The organism is Ruoffia tabacinasalis (genome assembly GCF_042652985.1).
Classification (GTDB): Bacteria; Bacillota; Bacilli; order Lactobacillales; family Aerococcaceae; genus Ruoffia; species Ruoffia tabacinasalis.
On record NZ_JBHSHQ010000027.1, the window covers coordinates 65,134 to 87,158 of the forward strand.

Annotated in this window: 17 protein-coding genes; all 17 read right to left on the reverse strand. The window is 37.8% G+C overall.

Going from position 1 to position 22,025, the window contains the following annotated elements; genetic code table 11:
• Nucleotides 1-4: 4 nt before the first annotated feature.
• Nucleotides 5-1,189 (reverse strand): elongation factor Tu, encoded by a 1,185-nt coding sequence (gene tuf / locus ACFO5Y_RS04020; RefSeq protein ID WP_197103614.1) that lies wholly within the window; start codon nucleotides 1,187-1,189, stop codon nucleotides 5-7.
• A gap of 148 nt (nucleotides 1,190-1,337) precedes the next feature.
• Nucleotides 1,338-3,419, reverse strand: coding sequence for an elongation factor G (gene fusA / locus ACFO5Y_RS04025; protein WP_197103616.1), 2,082 nt, complete (start codon nucleotides 3,417-3,419; stop codon nucleotides 1,338-1,340).
• A gap of 83 nt (nucleotides 3,420-3,502) precedes the next feature.
• Nucleotides 3,503-3,973 carry a 30S ribosomal protein S7 gene (gene rpsG / locus ACFO5Y_RS04030; RefSeq protein WP_138405197.1) on the reverse strand — a complete coding sequence of 157 codons (471 nt, stop codon included), beginning with the start codon at nucleotides 3,971-3,973 and terminating at the stop codon, nucleotides 3,503-3,505.
• A gap of 43 nt (nucleotides 3,974-4,016) precedes the next feature.
• Nucleotides 4,017-4,427, reverse strand: coding sequence for a 30S ribosomal protein S12 (gene rpsL / locus ACFO5Y_RS04035; protein ID WP_197103618.1), 411 nt, complete (start codon nucleotides 4,425-4,427; stop codon nucleotides 4,017-4,019).
• Between the two features lie 255 nt (nucleotides 4,428-4,682).
• Nucleotides 4,683-4,970: a GNAT family N-acetyltransferase gene (locus tag ACFO5Y_RS04040; RefSeq protein WP_197103620.1), complete on the reverse strand. Its 288-nt coding sequence runs from the start codon at nucleotides 4,968-4,970 to the stop codon at nucleotides 4,683-4,685.
• 91 nt (nucleotides 4,971-5,061) lie between these two features.
• On the reverse strand, nucleotides 5,062-6,507 hold the full coding sequence (gene lysS, locus ACFO5Y_RS04045; RefSeq protein ID WP_231606817.1) for a lysine--tRNA ligase: 1,446 nt from the start codon (nucleotides 6,505-6,507) through the stop codon (nucleotides 5,062-5,064).
• Nucleotides 6,508-6,662: 155 nt separating this feature from the next.
• The gene (gene hslO / locus ACFO5Y_RS04050; protein WP_197103624.1) at nucleotides 6,663-7,538 is read right to left on the reverse strand and encodes an Hsp33 family molecular chaperone HslO; all 876 of its coding nucleotides are present in this window, start codon (nucleotides 7,536-7,538) and stop codon (nucleotides 6,663-6,665) included.
• Nucleotides 7,539-7,746: 208 nt separating this feature from the next.
• Nucleotides 7,747-9,312, reverse strand: coding sequence for an acyl CoA:acetate/3-ketoacid CoA transferase (locus ACFO5Y_RS04055; protein WP_197103626.1), 1,566 nt, complete (start codon nucleotides 9,310-9,312; stop codon nucleotides 7,747-7,749).
• Between the two features lie 94 nt (nucleotides 9,313-9,406).
• Nucleotides 9,407-10,378 (reverse strand): NAD(P)H-dependent flavin oxidoreductase, encoded by a 972-nt coding sequence (locus ACFO5Y_RS04060; RefSeq protein WP_197103628.1) that lies wholly within the window; start codon nucleotides 10,376-10,378, stop codon nucleotides 9,407-9,409.
• A gap of 102 nt (nucleotides 10,379-10,480) precedes the next feature.
• The gene (locus ACFO5Y_RS04065) at nucleotides 10,481-11,428 is read right to left on the reverse strand and encodes a LysR family transcriptional regulator (protein ID WP_209494281.1); all 948 of its coding nucleotides are present in this window, start codon (nucleotides 11,426-11,428) and stop codon (nucleotides 10,481-10,483) included.
• 67 nt (nucleotides 11,429-11,495) lie between these two features.
• Nucleotides 11,496-12,281 (reverse strand): enoyl-CoA hydratase/isomerase family protein, encoded by a 786-nt coding sequence (locus ACFO5Y_RS04070; RefSeq protein WP_197103634.1) that lies wholly within the window; start codon nucleotides 12,279-12,281, stop codon nucleotides 11,496-11,498.
• Nucleotides 12,282-12,318: 37 nt separating this feature from the next.
• Nucleotides 12,319-13,506 (reverse strand): thiolase family protein, encoded by a 1,188-nt coding sequence (locus tag ACFO5Y_RS04075; RefSeq protein WP_197103636.1) that lies wholly within the window; start codon nucleotides 13,504-13,506, stop codon nucleotides 12,319-12,321.
• 29 nt (nucleotides 13,507-13,535) lie between these two features.
• Nucleotides 13,536-15,794 (reverse strand): 3-hydroxyacyl-CoA dehydrogenase/crotonase FadB, encoded by a 2,259-nt coding sequence (fadB, locus tag ACFO5Y_RS04080; protein WP_197103638.1) that lies wholly within the window; start codon nucleotides 15,792-15,794, stop codon nucleotides 13,536-13,538.
• Between the two features lie 90 nt (nucleotides 15,795-15,884).
• The gene (gene fadE / locus ACFO5Y_RS04085; RefSeq protein WP_197103640.1) at nucleotides 15,885-17,090 is read right to left on the reverse strand and encodes an acyl-CoA dehydrogenase FadE; all 1,206 of its coding nucleotides are present in this window, start codon (nucleotides 17,088-17,090) and stop codon (nucleotides 15,885-15,887) included.
• Between the two features lie 312 nt (nucleotides 17,091-17,402).
• Nucleotides 17,403-18,938 carry a long-chain-fatty-acid--CoA ligase FadD gene (gene fadD / locus ACFO5Y_RS04090; protein ID WP_197103642.1) on the reverse strand — a complete coding sequence of 512 codons (1,536 nt, stop codon included), beginning with the start codon at nucleotides 18,936-18,938 and terminating at the stop codon, nucleotides 17,403-17,405.
• A 248-nt stretch (nucleotides 18,939-19,186) separates the two neighbouring features.
• The gene (gene ftsH, locus ACFO5Y_RS04095; RefSeq protein WP_197103644.1) at nucleotides 19,187-21,313 is read right to left on the reverse strand and encodes an ATP-dependent zinc metalloprotease FtsH; all 2,127 of its coding nucleotides are present in this window, start codon (nucleotides 21,311-21,313) and stop codon (nucleotides 19,187-19,189) included.
• 102 nt (nucleotides 21,314-21,415) lie between these two features.
• Complete coding sequence (hpt, locus tag ACFO5Y_RS04100) at nucleotides 21,416-21,958, reverse strand: hypoxanthine phosphoribosyltransferase (RefSeq protein ID WP_197103646.1); 543 nt, start codon at nucleotides 21,956-21,958, stop codon at nucleotides 21,416-21,418.
• Between the last annotated feature and the right edge of the window lie 67 nt (nucleotides 21,959-22,025).

The window sequence follows — 22,025 nt, forward strand, 5'->3', positions numbered from 1 at the left end:
GGAATTATTGTTCGATTGAAGTAACAGTTCCGGCACCAACAGTACGTCCACCTTCACGGATAGAGAAACGAGTTCCATCTTCCATAGCGATTGGGTGAATTAATTCTACAGAGATAGTTACGTTGTCACCAGGCATTACCATTTCAGTTCCTTCTGGTAATTCGATGATTCCTGTAACGTCAGTTGTAGTAAAGTAGAATTGTGGGCGGTAGTTATCGAAGAATGGAGTATGACGTCCACCCTCTTCTTTAGATAATACATAAATCTCAGCAGAGAATTTAGTATGTGGTGTAATTGAACCTGGTTGAGCTAAAACTTGTCCACGTTCGATGTCATCACGTGTAACACCACGTAATAATGCACCAATGTTATCTCCCGCTTCAGCGTAATCTAACATTTTACGGAACATCTCAACACCAGTTACAGTAGTTTTTTGAGTATCTTTGATACCAACGATTTCAACTTCGTCACCTACTTTAACTTGTCCACGTTCTACACGACCAGTAGCAACTGTACCACGACCAGTAATTGAGAATACATCCTCAACTGGCATCATGAATGGTTTGTCGATTTCACGAGCTGGTTCTGGAATGAATGTATCTACAGCTTCCATTAATTCTAAGATTTTAGCTTCGTTTTCAGCGTCGCCTTCTAAAGCTTTTAATGAAGAACCAACGATTACAGGAACATCGTCTCCTGGGTAATCATATTCTGATAATAAGTCACGAACTTCTAATTCAACAAGTTCTAATAACTCTTCATCATCAACCATATCAGCTTTGTTTAAGTATACTACGAAGTGAGGCACACCAACTTGACGTGATAATAAGATATGCTCACGAGTTTGTGGCATTGGTCCGTCAGCAGCAGATACTACTAAGATAGCACCGTCCATTTGAGCAGCACCAGTGATCATGTTTTTAACGTAGTCCGCGTGTCCTGGCGCATCGATATGTGCGTAGTGACGGTTAGCAGTTTCATACTCAATATGTGAAGTATTGATTGTGATTCCACGTTCTTTTTCTTCAGGTGCGTTATCGATTGAAGCATAATCTTGAGCTTCACCAAAACCATTTTTAGCTAAAACTGTTGCGATTGCAGCAGAAGTAGTTGTTTTACCGTGGTCAACGTGACCTAAAGTCCCAATATTAACATGGGGTTTCGTACGTTCAAATTTTTCTTTTCCCATTATTTAATCCTCCTAAAATATATGTAACCTATTATAGATTATTTCCTAATCTATCAAAATGATTATACCGTGAAAGGAAGGTAAATTCAACCATTTACCTCCACATATTCACGTTTATAGCAAGCTTTCTGCTTAGTTATAAAGCAGATTATCTACCGCTATGTTTCTCGATGATTTCTTCTTGAATTGATTTTGGAACAGCTTCATAGTGGTCGAATTGCATTGTAAATGTACCACGACCTTGAGTAGATGAACGTAATGTTGTCGCGTAACCGAACATTTCTGCTAAAGGAATGAATCCTCGAACGATTTGTGCGTTACCACGAGCAGTTGTACCTTCGATGCGTCCACGTCTTGAGTTCACGTGTCCCATTACATCACCTAAGTATTCTTCAGGAACTGTAACTTCTACTAACATCATTGGTTCTAAGATTGCTGGATCAGCTTTCTTAGCAGCTTCACGTAATGCTAATGAAGCAGCAACTTTGAAGGCAGTCTCAGAAGAATCGACATCATGGTAAGAACCATCGTAAAGCTTAGCTTTAACGTCGATTAATTCAAATCCTGCTAATACACCGTTTTCCATTGCGTCTTTAAGTCCTGCATCTACTGCTGGGATGTATTCACGAGGAACTACCCCACCAACAATTGCATCCTCAAATTCGTATCCGGCACCTTCTTCGTTAGGTGAGAATTCAATCCAAACGTGTCCGAATTGTCCTTTACCACCTGATTGACGAACGAATTTACCTTCTGCTTTTGTAGCTGTACGGAAAGTTTCACGGTATGAAACTTGTGGTGCACCAACACTTGCAGAAACTTTAAATTCACGTTTTAGACGGTCAACGATGATATCTAAGTGTAACTCACCCATACCAGCGATGATTGTTTGTCCAGTTTCGTGATCAGTTGTCGCACGGAAAGTTGGATCTTCTTCAGCTAACTTAGCAAGAGCTGCAGACATTTTGTCTTGGTCAGCTTTTGACTCAGGTTCAATTGCAACGTTAATAACTGGCTCTGGGAATTCCATTGATTCAAGAATCACTGGCGCATTCTCAGCACATAAAGTATCACCAGTTGTTGTATTTTTAAGTCCTACCGCAGCAGCGATATCTCCTGAGAATACTTCTGGGATTTCTTCACGTGAGTTAGCGTGCATTTGTAAGATACGACCAACACGTTCACGGCTGTCTTTAGTCGCATTTAGAACGTATGAACCGGCAGCTAATGTACCAGAATATACACGGAAGAATGTTAGACGTCCTACAAATGGGTCAGTCATAACTTTGAATGCTAAAGCAGCAAAGTCTTCTGAATCATCAGCATGATGTTCTAAAGTATCTTCTGTTCCTGGAATAGTACCGACAATTGGTGGTACTTCTAGTGGTGATGGTAAGAAATCAACAACACCATCTAGTAATAATTGTACCCCTTTGTTCTTGAATGAAGAACCAACATAAACTGGGTAGAACTCAACCGCAACTGTCGCTTTACGGATTGCCGCTTTAAGAGTTGCAACATCGATTTCTTCACCTTCTAGGTAAGACATCATAATATCTTCATCTAAATCAGCGATAGCTTCAATTAAGTTTGTACGCCATGTGTCAGCTAATTCTTTCATGTCTTCAGGGATTTCAATTTCTTCAACGTCTTCACCTAAATCATCATGATAGTGGTATGCTTTCATGTCAATTAAGTCGATGATCCCGTCAAAGTCATCTTCTGCACCAATTGGTAATTGAACAGGGTGAGCATTTGCATCTAAACGGTCGTGAAGTGTTTCAGTCGCGTTTAAGAAATCAGCACCAAGTTTATCCATCTTATTGATATATACAATACGAGGAACACCGTAAGTTGTAGCTTGACGCCAAACTGTTTCAGTTTGAGGTTCTACACCTGATTGAGCATCTAATACAGTTACTGCACCATCAAGTACACGTAATGAACGTTCTACCTCTACGGTAAAGTCCACGTGACCTGGAGTATCAATAATGTTTACGCGGTGGTCATTCCATTGTGCAGTTGTAGCTGCAGATGTAATTGTAATACCACGCTCTTGTTCTTGCTCCATCCAGTCCATTTGTGATCCACCATCATGAGTTTCACCAATTTTGTGTATACGTCCTGTATAGTAAAGGATACGCTCAGTAGTTGTCGTTTTCCCTGCATCAATATGGGCCATGATTCCGATGTTACGCGTTTTATCAAGAGAAAATTCTCTCTTTGCCATACTATTTTACCCCTCTTTCAAATATATAATGAGTAATTGTCAATCGCCTATGCAAATCCTTGCATAAAACAGCCAACCAATTTCTACCAGCGGAAGTGCGCGAAGGCTTTATTGGCTTCAGCCATTTTGTGCATGTCTTCACGTTTCTTAACAGAAGCACCTGTATTATTAGCTGCGTCCATTAATTCACGTGCAAGACGTGTTTCCATTGTTTTCTCCCCACGTAAACGTGAGTATTGAGTTAGCCAACGGATAGCTAAAGTATAACGACGTTCTGGACGAACTTCAATAGGAACTTGATAGTTAGAACCTCCGACACGACGAGCTTTAACTTCTAACAATGGCATAATATTTTCGATTGCTTGTTCGAAGACTTCTAATGGCTCTTGACCTGTTTCTTCACGAATAATATCGAAAGCTGAGTATAAGATTTTAGAAGCTTTTCCACGTTTACCATCAACCATGATACGGTTAATTGTACGTGTAACTAATTTTGAATTGTAAATTGGATCTGCTAAAACTTCACGTTTTGCTACATTACCTTTACGAGGCATTCAAACTCCTCCTTTCATAAGGAATTAATTTTATTTTTTATATTTATTTAGGTTTTTTTGTTCCGTATTTAGAACGGCTTTGACGACGTTCAGTAACACCAGCTGTATCTAACGCTCCACGAACGATGTGGTAACGTACCCCTGGTAAGTCTTTTACACGTCCTCCACGGATTAACACAACACTATGTTCTTGTAAGTTGTGTCCTTCTCCTGGAATGTATGCTGTAACTTCCATTAAGTTTGATAAACGAACACGCGCGTATTTACGTAACGCCGAGTTAGGTTTTTTAGGTGTCATAGTACCAACACGAGTACATACACCACGTTTTTGTGGTGACATAGTAGTTGTTGAAGTACGTTTATAACTGTTATATCCAACGTTTAAAGCTGGAGAGTTCGATTTAGTCGTTTTAGACTTACGTGGTTTATTAACTAATTGATTAATTGTAGGCATGAATTGTCCTCCTCCCGTCTTCTTTTCTTAGTCCACACATCCAAGTGTGTCATTTTATAGTAAAATTCAATAAACAACTTTTCAGTTGCTTAAGATAAGAGTTTTAAAGCAGTCAGCACGACTGTTGACCAGGAATCTGTCATTAAAACACCTTAGGTATAGTATCATGAGGATTTACTTTCGTCAATAGTCTTGAGCATTTTTTTCAAAAAAAACCGACTAATTGTTAATTTTAAACAAATAGTCGGAAATATGTTATTTATCAGCGTTGATAAAGTCATACTTTTCAGGTTCTTCTTTGAATTTTCTCACAACATATGGACAAGTCGCTTTGATTTTCTTACCTTCTTTGTCCATTTCTGATACTAATTCATCTAAAAGTTTACCTGCAATCCCTTGTCCTCTTAATGCGGGGTCTGTAAAAGTATGATCAGCGACTACCACTTGGTCGTTTGATGAGCTTGGTGGAAACGTAATTTCCGCTAATAACTTATCTGCTTCGTCACGATATACAATTGCGTTACCTTCTCTTTTAAACTCCATTAAATCGCCTCCTTGACGTCTATATAAATAGTTTACCATGGTTAGATGATTTAATTAAATTTAATGCTTGAAGCGAATAATCTAGGTGTTATTAGTTGTTACGTAAAGTTGGGAATAATAATACATCACGAATAGATTGCGCGTTTGTTAACAGCATAACTAGACGGTCAATTCCGATTCCTAACCCACCTGTTGGCGGCATACCGTATTCTAATGACTCTAAGAAATCTTCATCCACTGGATGCGCTTCGTCGTTTCCTTGATCTTTCTCTTCCATTTGAGCTTCAAAACGCTCACGTTGGTCTACTGGGTCAGTTAACTCAGTAAAGGCATTCCCATATTCATGGCCCGCGATAAATAATTCGAAACGATCTGTAAATCTTGGATCTTCTTGGTTTTTACGCGCCAATGGTGATATCTCTACTGGATGTCCAAATACAAATGTTGGTTGAACAATTGTATCTTCACATTTATCTTCAAAGAAGTTGTTGATAATATGTCCAACAGTTGTGTCATGGTCGTTGACAGTTACATGGTGTTCTTTAGCTAAAGCTTTTGCTTCTTCATAAGACATTTCTTGCCAAAAATCAACGCCAGTAATTTCTTTAATAATATCTACCATATGAATACGACGCCATTCTGATTCTAAATCGATCGTTTGATCGTCATATACCAATACACCAGAGCCTAATACTTTATTAGCCACATGCTTAATTAATGATTCTGTTAAATCCATGACATCCGTAAAAATACTATAAGCAGTATACACTTCTAACATAGTAAATTCAGGGTTGTGTGTTGTATCCACACCTTCATTACGGAATACACGACCAATCTCGTATACTTTCTCAAAACCACCAACTACAAGACGTTTTAGATGTAATTCTAAAGCGATTCGTAAATATAATTCCATATCTAAGGCGTTATGGTGTGTAATAAATGGTCTGGCATTTGCTCCACCTGCGATATTATGTAAAACCGGTGTTTCGACTTCCATATAGTCATTGTCATCTAAATAACGACGGATTTCTGAGATGATTTTAGATCGGTTCACAAATCGTTCGCGACTCTCATCATTACTAATTAAGTCTAAGTAACGTTGACGGTAGCGTTGTTCAACATTTGCTAAACCATGATATTTATCTGGTAATGGACGTAATGCTTTTGTTAAAGGAGTGAAAGACGTTGCACGAACGGATAATTCACCCGTATTTGTCTTGAATAAATACCCCTCAACACCAACAATATCTCCTAAGTCAGCTTGTTTGTACCAATCATAACTTTCTTCACCAATCATATCTTTACGTACATAAAGTTGAATACGGCCTTTCATGTCTTGAATATGGGCAAAACCAGCTTTCCCTTTACCACGTTTAGACACCATACGTCCTGCAACTTTTACGTTAATTTTTTCAGCTTCTGATAATTCTTCTTTTGTAAGGTGATCAAATTCACTTACGATATCTACTGAATAGTGTGTTCTTGTAAAACCAGCATCAAATGGGTTGACGCTATCTGATTCTAACATTGAAGTCATTTTTTCACGACGAACTAATAGTTGGTCATTTAACTCTTCATGTGTTTGTTCTTGATTATCACTCACGTTATTCACTCCTCATTTACTTTATTACTTCTCTTAAAAATTAAAGCACATCTAACAAACAAATACAATGCTTGTCTTTATTATCTATATTAGGCTTCTTCTACTAATGCAGTCAATTCCTCTTCACTAAACTGATAGGCTTCATTACAGTAATGACAGACTACTTCTGCTCCATGATCTTCGTCAATCATTGCTTGAATATCGTCTTTGCCTAATAATTTGATTCCATCAGAGAAACGTTCCTTCGAACAATGACAGTTAAAACGGACATCTAAATAATCTAAGATTTTAGAATTACCTTCGCCAACTAATCTATCTAATAGTTGTTCTACTGTTAGACCACTGTTTAATAAATCAGATACACGACCTAAGTTATTAATTTTATCTTCTAAAGCAGAGATGGTTTCTTCAGTTGCCCCTGGCATGACTTGAATCATAAAGCCACCGGCTTGTGCAACAATATCGCCTTTATCAACTAGAACACTTAGTCCAATAGATGAAGGTGTTTGTTCTGATACTGCCATATAATAGGTGAAGTCTTCTGCAAGCTCTCCACTGATTAATGGCACTTGTCCTATGTAAGGTTCGTAGTTTTCAATTTGTTTACTTACTTTTAAAAAACCAGGTAAGCCTACGGCACCTTTGACATCAATTTTGCCTTCTTCATTTGAATCTAAGGCAACTTGTGGGTTATTTACAAAACCTCTTAAGTTCATTTTTGCATCACTTGTCGCTAGAATTCGACCTAAAGGTCCTTCCCCTGTGATATCTGCAGTTATTTGGTCATTCCCTTTTAAATTCGCAGCGAGTAAGGCTGTTCCAATTAAAGTTCTCCCTAATGCAGCTGTCGCAGTGCGCCAAGTATCGTGACGTCTTCTTGCTTCTTCAACTGTATTTTTCGCATCAATCACATACACTTTAACTTGCCCATCAAAGGCAAGCGCACGTAATAATTTATCAGTCATATGTTCATTCCTCCATGAAAATTCCATGTTGCATTGTAATGTATTACCTTTTTATTTTCAACTAACATATAATAACACACATTCTTTAGTGAAATCATCATCAAAAGGTCTTTTCTCACTTTCACATATCTTACCACCAAGTCAGTGAAAATACACACAGAATATAAAAAAGCTCTCCAAGTTTTCACCTGTAAGAGCTTTGTTTTATTTAATTTTTTATATAGTCTCTTAAATTCCATGATTCACTGTAGTAACTTGAGTCAATCTCTTTCAGTTTGTCTGAAATCAGTGGTTCAAACTCCATCCAATCTAAGATATCTTTTTCTAAGTCTAATCCTTGAGCAATTTCTGTTAGCACAAGTTTTGAATTTTTATTAATTTCAAATACAGCTCTGTCCGTTACAATGATGATTTCTTTGCCATTAGCAATGGCTTCTTTACTTGAGAATGTAATATGCGACAAGGCAGATTTAAACTTCTTATCGACACCTGCGTGATTAATGACGAGTTGCCCATTCTCTACGCTAGTTTCCCCTTTAACAGTAAAGGTTCCAATAAAGATTATTTTTGAAGCACTTGCTGAAATATCGATCATACCACCTGGACCAATGAGCATATCTCCAATTTGTGTAGTATTCATATTCCCATTAACATCCATCTGACCAAAGCCCAACACAGTTGTATCTACGCCGCCCCCGTGATAATAATCAAACATATCTAATGTATTGATAATCGCATCTGCATTATAGTTCGTACCATAATTATAATCTGAGGCTGTCATTCCACCGATTGCACCTAAGTCTGTGTTCAGAGTGAACTGTTCTAATAGATTGGCCTCATTAATTAACCGTGACACTTTATCTGCCATTCCAACGCCAATATTGATAAAACTGTTTGGCTTTAACTCTCGCACCGCCCGTCTTGCGATGACTGTTTTGTTATCGAGGGGTAACTTCCGACTCTTCACTTTTGGTGTTCTAATTTCATTGGATAAGAGCGGACTATACTGGGTCATAAAGGTTTGTTGATGGTATTCTGGTTTAGCTTTTACAACATAATCAACGAGTACACCTGGTACATCAACTTCTTTAGCTGTTAGTGTGTTGGCAGAAACGACGTCTTCAACTTGAGCAATGACAATTCCACCTGCGTTCTTCGCTGCCATCGCAAGCGTCAGTGCTTCGAGTTTCAAGGGTTCATGAGTAAAGGCTAAGTTCCCTTTTGGATCTGCATAAGTCGCTTTAATAAAAGTCACATTGATGGGTAAAGGTTTAAAATACAACCATTCCTCCCCATTCACTTCCGTAACTTCTACCAATTCTCCGGCTGCTTTTGCACGATCATTAATGCGTCCCCCATCTTGGCGAGGGTCTACAAAGGTTCCAATACCTACTTTACTCCACACACCCGGTCCTTTGGCTGCAGCATCTCGGTAGAGTTTACCAATCACTCCTTGTGGAATCATATATAATTCATACTGATTTGCGAGAGCGGCTTTTGCTGATAAGGGCGCTCCACTCATATGAGTTCCGATAAAACGTTTTAGTAAACCGGGTTCAAGTAAGTAATCCATCCCCGTTCCTTCACCGCGACTCATTCCTGCCACAGCTATTAAAGTAACGTCTTTTGGGTGTTGATTTTCTTTGTAGTAGGCGCCTAGTTCTTTTAATAACTCTTCTGGCATACCTCCTAAACCATAGGTCGTTGTCGCAATCTGAGCCTGATCTGGAACATATTGCATCACATCTTTTACTGAGATTTCTTTTGTATCCATCTATACACCTCTTATATTGTTGATAAAAAAGTAGACTCAGTGTTTGCCACTCAGTCTACTCAATGAATTTTTATTTAGTTGACCTTTAATTCGCTTAATTTGAATTTAATTGTGTCATTCGTGTGTGCACTTGATTAAAGTCTTCGAGCATTTCAGTGAAGATATCTGATACCGATTTTATCTCATGGATTCGACCAATCCCTTGTCCCATACTTAATTGTGAACCATCGATATCTCCATTTTTCATCGCTTCATAGGAGCGTCTACCTGAAATTAATGGCATCAACTCTTCTAAAGTCGCTCCATTCGCTTCTGCTTTAAGAATATCTTGAGCCATCTTATTATTAGCGACACGCATCGCATTGCGAAGTGACTTCATTGTTAAGACCGTCCCATACTCTGGAACAGATAATAAGGCTTGGCGATAAGCATCAGATGCATTCACTTCAGGCGTCGCTAGGAACCGAGTAGACATTAACACACCGTCCACTCCTAATGCCATGGCAGCATACATACTCTTACCATCAACAATCCCTCCCGCTGCAAGAACAGGTACATCCAATTCTTCAGCTGCTTTTGCCCAAAGGATTTGACCACTGACTTGATCTAAGCCCGGATGCCCACCACCTTCTGCTCCGACCATTGTAATAATATCCGCACCATCAGATTGAGCCGCTAAAGCGTGTCGAATTGACGTTACTTTATGAATGACAATAATACCTGCATCTTTCAGTGGTTGAATGAATTTGTCCGGTCTTTGTCCTGAAGTTTCAACAACCGGTACCTTTTCTTCAATTAACACTTGAATATAATCATTAATTACCGCTGGCATCACAACTTCTGGCACTAAAGAAATATTAAAGGCAAAAGGCTTATCAGTTAAACTGCGCACTTTTCGAATTTCTTCTCGCAAGGCATCAACATCTGGAAAAGCCATCGCTGGAACAATCCCTAATCCCCCTGCATTAGATACCGCTGAAGCTAACTCCGCTAGCGACATATATTGCATGGCTCCTTGAATAATTGGGTACTTAATATTTAATAGTTCAGTGACTCTTGTTTGCATCGAATCATCTCTCCTTCATTTTTCGATGATGATAGAGCGATGATTTCAAACAAATAACAAACTATTTCCTGTTAAGTTTTGTTACCCGTTCCTAGCTCATATCTAATCATCTAATAAAAAATCGTATTTTAATGAATCATTTTCAAAATGGAAATTATTATATATAGATTGAAAAACAAAATCTTCCACTTTAGAATAATGCTTCTTCTTCTCTCGCATTAATGTCGGGATATACGGAATTGGATCCTCAAAACGCTTTTCTACTACACCCATTTGGTTTAGTCTTGAAATAAACATACTAAAGTAAACTGTCGGTAAAAGAGCGATTAATTCGTTGTAGATCACTGTTTCTATCATATAATCCCAAGAACTTGAGGTAAATAATTGCTTTGCTGTACTGTTATTTTCTTTTAATTTGTCTTCTACAAAATAATAGACGGCATCTTTTTTGTTATAGGTTACATAATGATAGCTGTCTAAGTGGTTCCATTTTAGTAAACGTTTTGTAACGAGTGGATGATCTGGTCCCATAAAGGCGACCACTTCAGTTCGAACTAAGGGATGTACTTCATAATTAGACGTATCAAAATCTTTCGGTGGAGCTAGAACTGCGATATGAATCACATTATCTTCTAGCATTTGTTGTAACTCATTCGTACCTGCTTCAACAATTTCGATATGTGCATTTGGATTCTCTATCAGAAAGCGAGGAATAAACTTATTAAAGAAAAAACGTAAATACGTTGGGTGAATCCCAATTTTAATCGTCCCTTTTTGGAATAAAGATTCCCTTTCGATGACATGCTCAAGGCCATTATATTGATTTAATACTTTTAGTGCGGATTGATACACATGCATTCCCGAATCAGATACATTCACGATTCGTCCATTTTTTCGATTGAATAAAGAAACTCCCTGTTGATGTTCAAAGTTTTTTATAAACTGACTCAACGCTGACTGAGAAACATATAAATTCTCAGCCGCGACAGTCAGGTTACAATCTGATTGAACAATTTCTACAAAATATTGCATTTGACTAATTTCCATCATTCTAAGCACCTCAAATTCTTAATATTACTGGATAGTATTGCTATGCTTACAGTGTATCACAGCATTATTAATTCCCTTTGAATTTTGGTTGCCTTTTACTTAAGAATGCTTCAACCGCTTCAGAATGATCACCACTTAAGGAACTTGCTCTCATATACTTCGCTTCTAATCGATTTGTCTCATCCATTTGAGGATATAAGACACTAGCCAATAAAGCTTTTTGGTAAGCGATTGTTTGAGTCGGTCCATGTGCGAGCTTTTGAGCTAATGCTTGGGCTTCATCAAGTAAATCTTCATCTGCGACTTTACTATAAGCGAGGCCATATTCGACTGCCAATTCTGCATTAATCGGTTCATTCAACATAATATGTTTCATTGTTCGGTACGATCCTAAGGCTTGTTGTAAATTGTACATCAAACCAGTATCTCCTGGAAAAGCCATATTAATAAACGCCGTAAGTAAGCGACTCTGAGTACCCATCACAATGAAATCACATGATAAAGCGAGTCCTAAGCCAGCTCCTGCAGCCACTCCATTAATGGCTGCAATTACGGGTTTTGAATTTCGTCGGATACTTCGAACCATTTCTCCTGTTTTAAGGACACCCTCTTCTGGTATTCCTTGTCCGGTATCAATGAGGTGTTGGAAGTATTTAACATCTCCTCCTGCACAGAAATACTTGCCTGCACCTGTTAAGATAACTGCCTTTACTTCTGGATTTTGATCGATATCTGCCATTACATCAATAATTTCTTGATACGTCGTTTCTGAAAAAGCATTTCCATACTCTTCTCGATTAATTGTAACGGTCGCTACTTGGTTCTCTATTGTGTATAGAATCGTTTGATACATTGCTTATCTCCTTACTTTCATTGATTAAGGTTTAGTACTAATGAATATATTCAAAAATACCTGCAGCACCCATACCGGCTCCGATACACATTGATACCATTCCGTATTTCGAATCTTTACGTTTACCCATCTCTGCTAATAAGCGTGATGTCAGCACGGCTCCGGTTGCACCCAGTGGATGTCCTAAAGCAATTGCTCCTCCGTTAACGTTTGTAATATCTGTGTTTATTCCTAATTCACGAATTGAAGCTAACGCTTGAGATGCAAAGGCTTCGTTTAACTCGATTAAGTCCAGATCTTCTAGTTTTAAGCCTGTTAATTCTAAAACTTCTGGAATAGCATAGGCTGGTCCGATCCCCATATATTTCGGATCAACTCCTACAGCTTTATAACCAACAAAGCGAGCGATTGGCTTCACGCCTAATTCTTTTACCTTTTCGCTTGACATGATGACAACAAAACTCGCGCCGTCACTTACTTGCGATGATGTTCCTGCAGTGACAGAGCCGTCTGCTTTAAAGATCGTTCTTAGTTTCCCTAAAGTTTCAGGTGTTGATTCTGGACGAATCCCTTCATCTTTATCGAATTTAACCTCTTTAACTTGAGGTCCATTTTTTGTGTATTCAACTTTTTGTGTTGTTACGGGGATGATTTCATCATCAAAGCGTCCTTCTGTTTGTGCAGCATGTGCGCGTTGATGACTTTGCACTCCAAATTCATCCTGATCTTTTCGAGTGACATTATATTTAGTTGCGACATTTTCAGCAGTGAGTCCCATTGGATACGAAACACCTGAATCTTCTGCTTGTAGTGTAGGATTGTTTGTTACTTCATTGCCCCCCATTGGGACAGAACTCATGAACTCAACTCCACCTGCTACCAACACGTCTGATTGACCAGCCATAATGGCATTTGCAGCAATGGCAATCGTTTGTAATCCTGATGAGCAGTAACGGTTCACTGTTTGTCCTGCAACAGAGTAAGGTAATCCTGCTCTTAATGCAATCGTACGAGCAAAATTCATTCCTTGAATCCCTTCTGGGAAGGCACAACCAACAATCACATCTTCGATAAGCGCTGGATCAAAGTCACCATCGACACGATCGATGACACCCTTTAATACTTCAGCTGCAATATCATCTGGACGGTCGTTGGCAAGGGCTCCATTCGCTTTTCCTTTTCCAATAGCCGAACGTCCATAAGCAACGATATAAGCATCTTGCATAATTAATTCATTCCTTTCAAGTTTCCGTATTAATTTCTTAACGGTTTACGCGTTTGTAACATATGCGAAATTCGTTCGAATGTTTTTTGATTTTTACTTAATTTTAGGAAATGTTGTTTCTCAAGATGTTGTAACCATTCTTGATTAACATAGGTTCCTTCTGGGAGCTCTCCACCTGTCATTACATCTGCAATCGCAAGTCCTAACTCCATGTCATAATCACTAATAAAGTGTCCTAGGCGCATTGAATCTAATTGCCCTTCGACCACTGCTTTAAAGTTTGTTCCTAAGGCTGGGAAGTTAACTTTTGTTCTTTGAATGTAATTTACTTTAGTTAAATAAGTTAATTTCTCAATGGCTACGTCCACAACTTTATCCGCATTCATAATAATGTCATCTGAACCTCTTAAGTAATATTTACGACGGGCTTCATAAGCACTCATTGAAACATCTCCAGAAGCGACTCGTGTTATGACGGCACCTAAAGTTTTCATCTTACTTGCTTTTTGCTCGTCACGAGTCATGACACGCTCTGTTAATTCAGCTAGGCCGCCACCACCAGGAATAAGTCCTACACCGACTTCAACTAAACCGATATAGCTTTCTGCCGCTGCTACAACATAAGGAGAGGCTAAGATTAATTCAGCTCCACCACCTAAAGAGCGTCCTCTAACCGCTGTCACAATCGGTTTACTACTGTAGCGAACACGGTTCACTGCTTCATGTAACTCACTTAATGTTTTACCTAGTAAGGTATCGACTTCTTCGAGTTCGATGGCTTTCTTCATCATATTCAAGTTAGCTCCTGGACAAAAATGTGGTCCATCTGAATAAATAACCATTCCTGAATAATGACCTGACTCTAATTCGTCTACAGCTTTGATCAGCCCTTTTGTTAGACCTTCATCAATCGTATTGTTTGGTGTATGGAATTTGAATAGTAATTGATCCGTATTTATGACACTTAATGTTGTATTGTCATCTTTCCAAATTTCTTTCTCTACACGTTCTTCAATTGGCGTAATATTCTCAAGAACATCGCCTTCTTTATAGAAGCTTTCTGTTCTATTTGCTACCCATTCAGGTAATTCCCCTACTTCTGCTTGGATTCTTTCTTTCACACGGTCAAAGCCCATTAAATCCCACAGTTGGAAAGGTCCGACTTTCCAGTTAAAGCCCCAAACCATTGCACGATCAATGTCTTTATAATCTTTTGCCGCTTTAGGAACATTATTTGCCGCATAGAAAAATGTGCTTCTCAAAGTTTCCCATAAGAATTTACCTGCTTTGTCTTCTGCTTTAAAGATTACATCTAAGTTTTCTTTTAAGTCACGTCCAAATTGAGATAATATTTCTAATTGTGGTTTGCCTGGCTCGACGTATTCCATAGTTTCGGGATCTAATACTAAGCGTTTACGCCCTTCTTTTTTGTAGAATCCGTAACCTGCTTTATTACCTAAAGCTCCTTTTTCTAAAAGTTTTGGTAAAAGCGATGAGTTGTTGAAGTAAGGTTGCTCACTAGGATCTTTCATTAATCCGCCTACAACAAAGGCAGCAATATCATTTCCGACTAAGTCTGATAAACCATATGTTCCTGTTCGAGGTCTTCCAATTGCTTTCCCTGTTAAAGCATCCACTTCAACAATTGATAAGCCGTCACGCTCTGCACGGAACATAATGTCTGCCATCGCATGTGTTCCTGTTCTATTGGCGATAAAGGCTGGGACATCATTAGCAATCACAACACCCTTTCCTAAGACATCTTCTGAGAATTGTTTAACTACTTCTACCGTTTCTTCAGATGTATTCTTCGTTGGAATAATTTCTAATAATTTCATATAACGCGGTGGATTGAAGAAATGCATCCCTAAGAAACGTTCTTGTTCGCCGCTTTCAAACACTTTAGCAATTGTTTCAATTGGGATTCCAGATGTATTTGTTGCTAGAATTGCTTCTTCTTTAGCGACCTGTTTAATCTTTGTCCAAATATCGTGCTTAATCTTAATATCTTCTTTAACTGCTTCAATAAAAATATCTGAATCTGATGGTTCAACTAAATCCTCAGAAAAATTCCCATAAGTTAAGTTCCCTTCGAAATTCAAATCATATAACATCGATTTCTTTTTGTTTGTAATTCTGTCATAACCCGCTTTAGATAGTTTATTACGATCTTCTTCGTCAATTACAACGTCTAACAATTGCACTTTAATCCCTGCATTTACAAGTAGGGCTGCAATTTGACTTCCCATGACACCTGCACCTAATACGGTTGCTTTTCTAATTGTCATTGTTATTTCCCTCCAAAATATATCGTTTTACTTTAACAGTGACTCAGCCATTTCCAAATTTGTTTGGAAATGACTGTCACTTGATAAATATTAGTTAAATGCTGATTGTCCAGTCATTGCTCGTCCAATTACTAAGGCATTAATTTCGTGTGTACCCTCATATGTATAAACAGCTTCTGCATCAGAGAAGAATCTTGCGATATCGTAATCGACAACAATTCCGTTCCCCCCACAAATTCCTCGACCCATTGCTACAGTCTCACGTAAGCGAAGAGCATTAATCATCTTACCTACTGAAGTAACGATTTCGTTGTAGTCACCATTCTCTTGTTGGCGAGCAATTTGTGAACAAAGGGCCATGGCAGATGTTACGTTTGCTTGCATCATCGCTAATTTCTCTTGAACTAATTGGTAATTTGAGATGTCTTTTCCAAATTGTTTACGTTCAGTTACATATTTAAGGGTTGCTTGAAGTGCTCCTGCCATCGCTCCTGTTGCCATGAAAGCTACGCCTGCACGAGTTGAGTAAAGAACTTTAGCAATATCTTTGAAACTATTGATGTTTTGTAGGCGATCACTTTCATCTACTACGACATCTTTTAAGTGAATATTTGCGTTTGGTACAATACGAAGTGCAATTTTATTTTCAATAATGTCAATGTCTAATCCTTCTTGACCTGCTTTGACGATAAAGCATTTTGGTTTGTTTGTTTCTTCGTCTCTTGCATAAACTGGAATCAAGTCAGCGACTGATGCGCCACCAATCCAACGTTTAGCTCCATTAAGAATCCATTTGTCACCTTCACGACGTGCTGTCGTATCTAAGCCCCAAGCAACGTCAGATCCATGATCAGGTTCTGTTAAAGCGAAGCAAGTACGTAATTCATGACTCGCTAATTTAGGGACATATTTTTGAACTTGTTCTGGACTACCTCCAAATAAGAATGAATTAAACCCTAAGCCCGAGTGAACTCCAATTAAAGTATTTAATGATACGTCAAATCTCGACATAGTAAAGGCGAAGAAAAATTGGAATAATTGACTCGTTTGTTTCTTACCTTCTCGCCCTTCGAATAATAAAGGGTTTGTATAGTATCCTAATTTACCGATATCTTCAAAAAATCCTTTTGGCACTTCTGCATCAACCCAAGCTTGATTAACTACGGGACGATACTTTGTTTCTAGCAGCTCCACTAATTGTCTTAAAAACTCAACTTCTCCATCTGTTAAACCTTCGCTAATGTTTAAAATATCCTCAGGGAATAATTGTTTTAATACTTCTTTTCTGTTGTCCATTTTCATTTGCCTCCTAAAATTTTCAATAACATGTATTACTTACACAAAAATGATAACGTTTACAATTAATATAATACGCTGTTAACTGGACCTCGTGAAATAACGGAGCCTTATCTTATACATTAGAATGCTTAATAAAGAGGCGTATTATTATTTTTGCTCATTTAAACGGTTGAGTTATTAGCACAACTAATAACTTTCATAAGAACTACATGGGTAAACAGCTGTCCTGAGCGGAAGTTTATCATTGTGTATTATGTAAACTTAATAGACAGCATAAAAAATCCCGACTATTCAGCCGGGACTTCAACCTTAAATATTCAATTCATCAGTTATTGTTGATTTTGCATAGTCATTCATCATCTTCCCTAGTTCTAGACGATCTGGCTTTCCAACAGAGTTTACTGGAATTTCATCAATCTCTAAGTATAGTTTTGGTACTTTATAACCTGCAAGGTTTTTCAAGCAGTATTCATCTAAGACTTCTCTGTAATTATCTGAACCGAGGGCTTCTTTATTCAGCATGATAGCCGCAGATACAGATTCACCAAATTTAGGATGTTCATATCCTAAGACAATTGCCGAGCGAATTAGAGGATGTTGACTTAGAATCGCTTCGACTTCTGATGGCAACACGTTTTCTCCACCTGTAATAATTAATTCTTTCAGGCGGTTAACTATAGTAATCTCACCTAATTCATTAATAAAGCCCATGTCTCCTGTTCTAAAGAAGCCATCATGGAAGGCTTTTTCATTTTCTTCTGGTAATTTCCAGTAGCCTGGTGTGACATTTTTACCTTTAACGAGTATTTCTCCGATGTCTCCCACTGGAACTTCTTCTAAATCTTCATTAACAATTTTCGCTTCAACAAACATCAGCGCTTGTCCAATTGATTGTGGATTGTTCACTGCATATTCGTATTTATTAAAGGTTAATAATGGTGCTTCAGTTAAACCATAGGCATTAATAATAATTTTACCCATTTGTTGGAACACTTTTTGAACTGCTGGTAAAGGAGGTGAACCCCCAGAAACAAGTAGTTCAATATTCATAACATTCTCAGGTTTAAATTCCGGATGGGCGACAATGGCATAGTACATCGTTGGGATTAAAACTAGAACAGTCGGTTCATACTTCACGATCCAATCATTAATGGTTTCATGATTGAAGTATCTTTCTAATACGATTGTTCCTCCAACCATTAACATCGGAATGACAATATCAATAAAACCTAAGATATGGAACATAGGCGCACTCGCAATTGTTTTCCAATCACTCGTCATATTCCAAGATAAGTTTTGATTAAAGCCATTATTTAAGTAACTTTCATGCGTGTGTATAACACCTTTCGGTCTACCCGTTGATCCACTCGTATAAATTAACATGGCGATGTCTTGTAAGTCTAAATTAACACTTTCAAAAGGTGTATAATTCTCAAGATTCACGATTTCATTATATTCTGGTCCATCTACATTATATTTAATAAACTCTTGCGGAACTTCGGTGAGTCGTTCAAGATGGTTAGTTGCGTAAACGATATATTCTAAACCAGCATCTTTAACTACTTTACCAATTTCGATTGGCTTTAATCTCCAATTAAGCGGAACAAAAACAGCCCCAATTTTTATAGCAGCCAACAGAAAATCAATAATGGCAATATCATTTGGGACAAAGGTACCGATTCGGTCTCCTCGTTTAATTCCTTCATTCTCCACTAAATGTCGTGCTAACATTTCAGCACGTTGATTTAGTTGTTCATAAGTAAATTCCGTTTGTTTAATAGGGTCAATTACAGCCACCTTGTCAGGTGTGTCTACCGCACGCGTTTTTATCCAATCCAAATTCATTGTCTTATTCTCCTTAGACTTTAAATTTGTAAACGCTATCATTTTTTGTTACCTTCATTCTACTAAAGATAATCGATTTGTCTAGTGTTTTATTGCTTATTATAAATTTTTATATGTATTTAACTCGTAAATTTAACAGTTTAATCCTTTAGAAATCCTTTCATATCAATCTTCAAATATATAAATTTCAAAATTAAAAAAACAAAAAAACCGACTACCCAAAATGGATAATCGATTTCTTTCGCTAATTATAAATCTCTGTCTTGATTAATGTGAGAATTTCTTTCTTCTGTATCGTCTGAAGGTGCTAAATCATCTGGTTCAACATAAGTTGTCTCTTCTTTTGCACGATCATAAGTTTCAGAATGATCTTCATCATCTTTTGCTTTTTCTTTCGCATCTTTGAAGCTGTCAGGTTCATCTGGTAATTCAGATTTATCATTTGAATCTGTATCTTCAGGCGCAGGCATTTCTCCTGTTTCGAATAAAGATTTGATAGCTTTTTGATCTAATGTTTCGATTTCTAATAACTTTTCAGCTATAGTATTTAACTGTTCACGGTGTTCATTAATAATATTATGTGCATCAGTTAAAGCTTTGTCTGTAATACGACGAATTTCTGAGTCGATTTCATAAGCAATTTGTTCAGAATATGTCACGCTTTGACCATATTGACGGCCAGCAAAAGGTTTTTGATTCCCCTCATATTGAACAGTTCCTAATTTTTCAGACATACCATATTCTGTAATCATTGAACGAACAATTTGAGTTGCTTGTTGGAAGTCATTACTTGCCCCAGTTGATTGGTGATTAAACACAATCTCTTCAGCAGCACGTCCACCTAATAAACCAACAACTTGTTCGTATAATTCTTTCTCGGTAATGATATATTGATCTTCTTTAGGAAGCATAATCGCATATCCACCTGCACGTCCACGAGGAACAATCGTTACTTTATGAACGACACGCGCATCACTTAATACCATACCAACAATTGTATGTCCTGCTTCGTGATAAGCAACCGTTTCGCGTTGTTTCACTGACATTTCACGGTTTGTTTTAGCTGGTCCAGCAATTACACGGTCATGTGCTTCATCAATATCTTCCGCATGGATAGATGTATGATCGACACGAGCCGCAATTAAAGCCGCTTCGTTTAGTAAGTTTTCTAAATCCGCACCAGAAAAACCTGGTGTTTGTTGTGCAATCACTTTTAAATCGACATCATTGGCTAATTGCTTGTTACGTGAGTGAACTAATAAGATTTCTTCACGCCCTTTAACATCAGGGTTACCAACAAGAATTTGTCTATCAAAACGACCCGGACGCAGTAAAGCTGGGTCTAAAACATCAGAACGGTTTGTTGCAGCCATAACGATAATACCTTCATTACCTTCGAAACCATCCATCTCAACAAGTAATTGGTTAAGTGTTTGTTCACGTTCATCGTGTCCTCCACCCATACCAGCTCCACGTTGACGACCTACGGCATCAATCTCATCAATGAAGATAATCGATGGTGCATTTTTCTTAGCATTTTCGAATAAATCTCTTACACGACTCGCCCCAACACCGACAAACATCTCAACGAATTCAGAACCTGAGATACTGTAGAATGGAACGCCCGCTTCTCCCGCAACAGCTTTAGCTAGTAACGTTTTACCAGTACCTGGAGGCCCTTCTAAAAGAACACCCGCTGGTATACGCGCACCTAACTTTGTAAAGCGATCTGGATCTTTTAAGAATTCAACCACTTCAACTAATTCTTGTTTCTCTTCTTCTGCACCTGCAACATCAGAGAAGCGTACTTTGACTTTTTGTTTTGAAACGTCTTTTGATTTAGACTTTCCAAAGTTCATCACGCCTTTTCCGCCGCCAGAACCTTGTTGAGTCATTGAATAGATTAAGAAAAATGTCGGGATTAATAAGATTAAGAATGGTAAGAAACTTAACCATAATCCTGCACTTGATTCCGGAATTGTTTGAATTGTAGTATCATTTTCTAAAGCAACATCCGTCACCATGTTCAACGTTGCGTCATTACCTAAAATAGTTGTTTCAAATAAACTAACTTCGTTAGATCCTTGAATAACTTGTAAAAAGTTATCTTCTTCCTGCTCCACAGTTTCATTAGGTGTTCGGTATTCCCCACGAACTGAATAAGCCCCAGATCCAATTTGAATTTCGAAAGTTTCAATGTTCCCACTTTCTAATTCACTCATAAATTCAGACGATGATATCTCTTCAGTTTGCCCAGCATAACCTAGGTTACCTGAGAATACTTGAAACATACCAATAATCGCTAAAAATATTAGGATGTAGGGTAAAGTTCCCCGAAAGAAATTACGATTCGGGTTTGGATTTCGATTATTCATTTATCTATCTCCTCCTTGCATACATATTATTATGTATCTTAGTTATAATAGCATAATTGAGCGGATTTACACTACAATATTGCTTTTTCATTGAATTTAAAATTATTGATAAATCTCAGGTTTTAGTACACCAATGTATGGTAAGTTACGATATTTTTGTTCAAAGTCAAGACCGTACCCAACAACGAATTCGTCTGGTACTTCTAAGCCTACGTAATCTGGAATAATATCTTTCACAACACGACGCGCTGGTTTATCTAATAACGTACATACTTGCACAGATGCAGCTTTACGGTATTTGAATAAATCAACTAAGTACTTCAATGTACGACCTGTGTCGATAATGTCTTCCACGACTAGAACGTGACGTCCTTCTAGATGTGTGTCTAAATCTTTAATGATTTTTACTTCTCCAGAAGATTCAAATGCATCACCATAACTAGATACATCCATGAAATCAATCTCTAAATAGACATCCATTGCTCGAACAATATCTGCCATAAAAATTGAAGCCCCACGTAGTATTCCAACAACTACTACCTCTTTGTCTTTATATTCTTTCGTTAACTGTTCACCTAAGCGATTCACAGCTTCTTGAATCTCCTCGCGGGTTACTAATACTTCTTTTATGTCTTGTTCTAACATTTAGTTTCTCCTTTATTTTGTATTATCATATATTCTTAACGCCAATTCTCATTCTTTTACGTTTAAA

Bases quoted from the DNA above. Each gene is read 5' to 3' on its own strand.
- ftsH (WP_197103644.1), bottom strand. From the start codon at position 21,313: ATGAATAATCGAAATCCAAACCCGAATCGTAATTTCTTTCGGGGAACT.
- fadE (WP_197103640.1), bottom strand. From the start codon at position 17,090: ATGGACAACAGAAAAGAAGTATTAAAACAATTATTCCCTGAGGATATT.
- tuf (WP_197103614.1), bottom strand. From the start codon at position 1,189: ATGGGAAAAGAAAAATTTGAACGTACGAAACCCCATGTTAATATTGGG.
- fusA (WP_197103616.1), bottom strand. From the start codon at position 3,419: ATGGCAAAGAGAGAATTTTCTCTTGATAAAACGCGTAACATCGGAATC.
- ACFO5Y_RS04055 (WP_197103626.1), bottom strand. From the start codon at position 9,312: ATGGATACAAAAGAAATCTCAGTAAAAGATGTGATGCAATATGTTCCA.
- lysS (WP_231606817.1), bottom strand. From the start codon at position 6,507: ATGACTTCAATGTTAGAATCAGATAGCGTCAACCCATTTGATGCTGGT.
- ACFO5Y_RS04075 (WP_197103636.1), bottom strand. From the start codon at position 13,506: ATGCAAGATGCTTATATCGTTGCTTATGGACGTTCGGCTATTGGAAAA.
- fadD (WP_197103642.1), bottom strand. From the start codon at position 18,938: ATGAATTTGGATTGGATAAAAACGCGTGCGGTAGACACACCTGACAAG.
- hpt (WP_197103646.1), bottom strand. From the start codon at position 21,958: ATGTTAGAACAAGACATAAAAGAAGTATTAGTAACCCGCGAGGAGATT.
- hslO (WP_197103624.1), bottom strand. From the start codon at position 7,538: ATGACTGATAAATTATTACGTGCGCTTGCCTTTGATGGGCAAGTTAAA.
- ACFO5Y_RS04040 (WP_197103620.1), bottom strand. From the start codon at position 4,970: ATGGAGTTTAAAAGAGAAGGTAACGCAATTGTATATCGTGACGAAGCA.
- fadB (WP_197103638.1), bottom strand. From the start codon at position 15,794: ATGACAATTAGAAAAGCAACCGTATTAGGTGCAGGTGTCATGGGAAGT.
- rpsG (WP_138405197.1), bottom strand. From the start codon at position 3,973: ATGCCTCGTAAAGGTAATGTAGCAAAACGTGAAGTTTTAGCAGATCCA.
- ACFO5Y_RS04065 (WP_209494281.1), bottom strand. From the start codon at position 11,428: ATGATGGAAATTAGTCAAATGCAATATTTTGTAGAAATTGTTCAATCA.
- ACFO5Y_RS04060 (WP_197103628.1), bottom strand. From the start codon at position 10,378: ATGCAAACAAGAGTCACTGAACTATTAAATATTAAGTACCCAATTATT.
- ACFO5Y_RS04070 (WP_197103634.1), bottom strand. From the start codon at position 12,281: ATGTATCAAACGATTCTATACACAATAGAGAACCAAGTAGCGACCGTT.
- rpsL (WP_197103618.1), bottom strand. From the start codon at position 4,427: ATGCCTACAATTAATCAATTAGTTAATAAACCACGTAAGTCTAAAACG.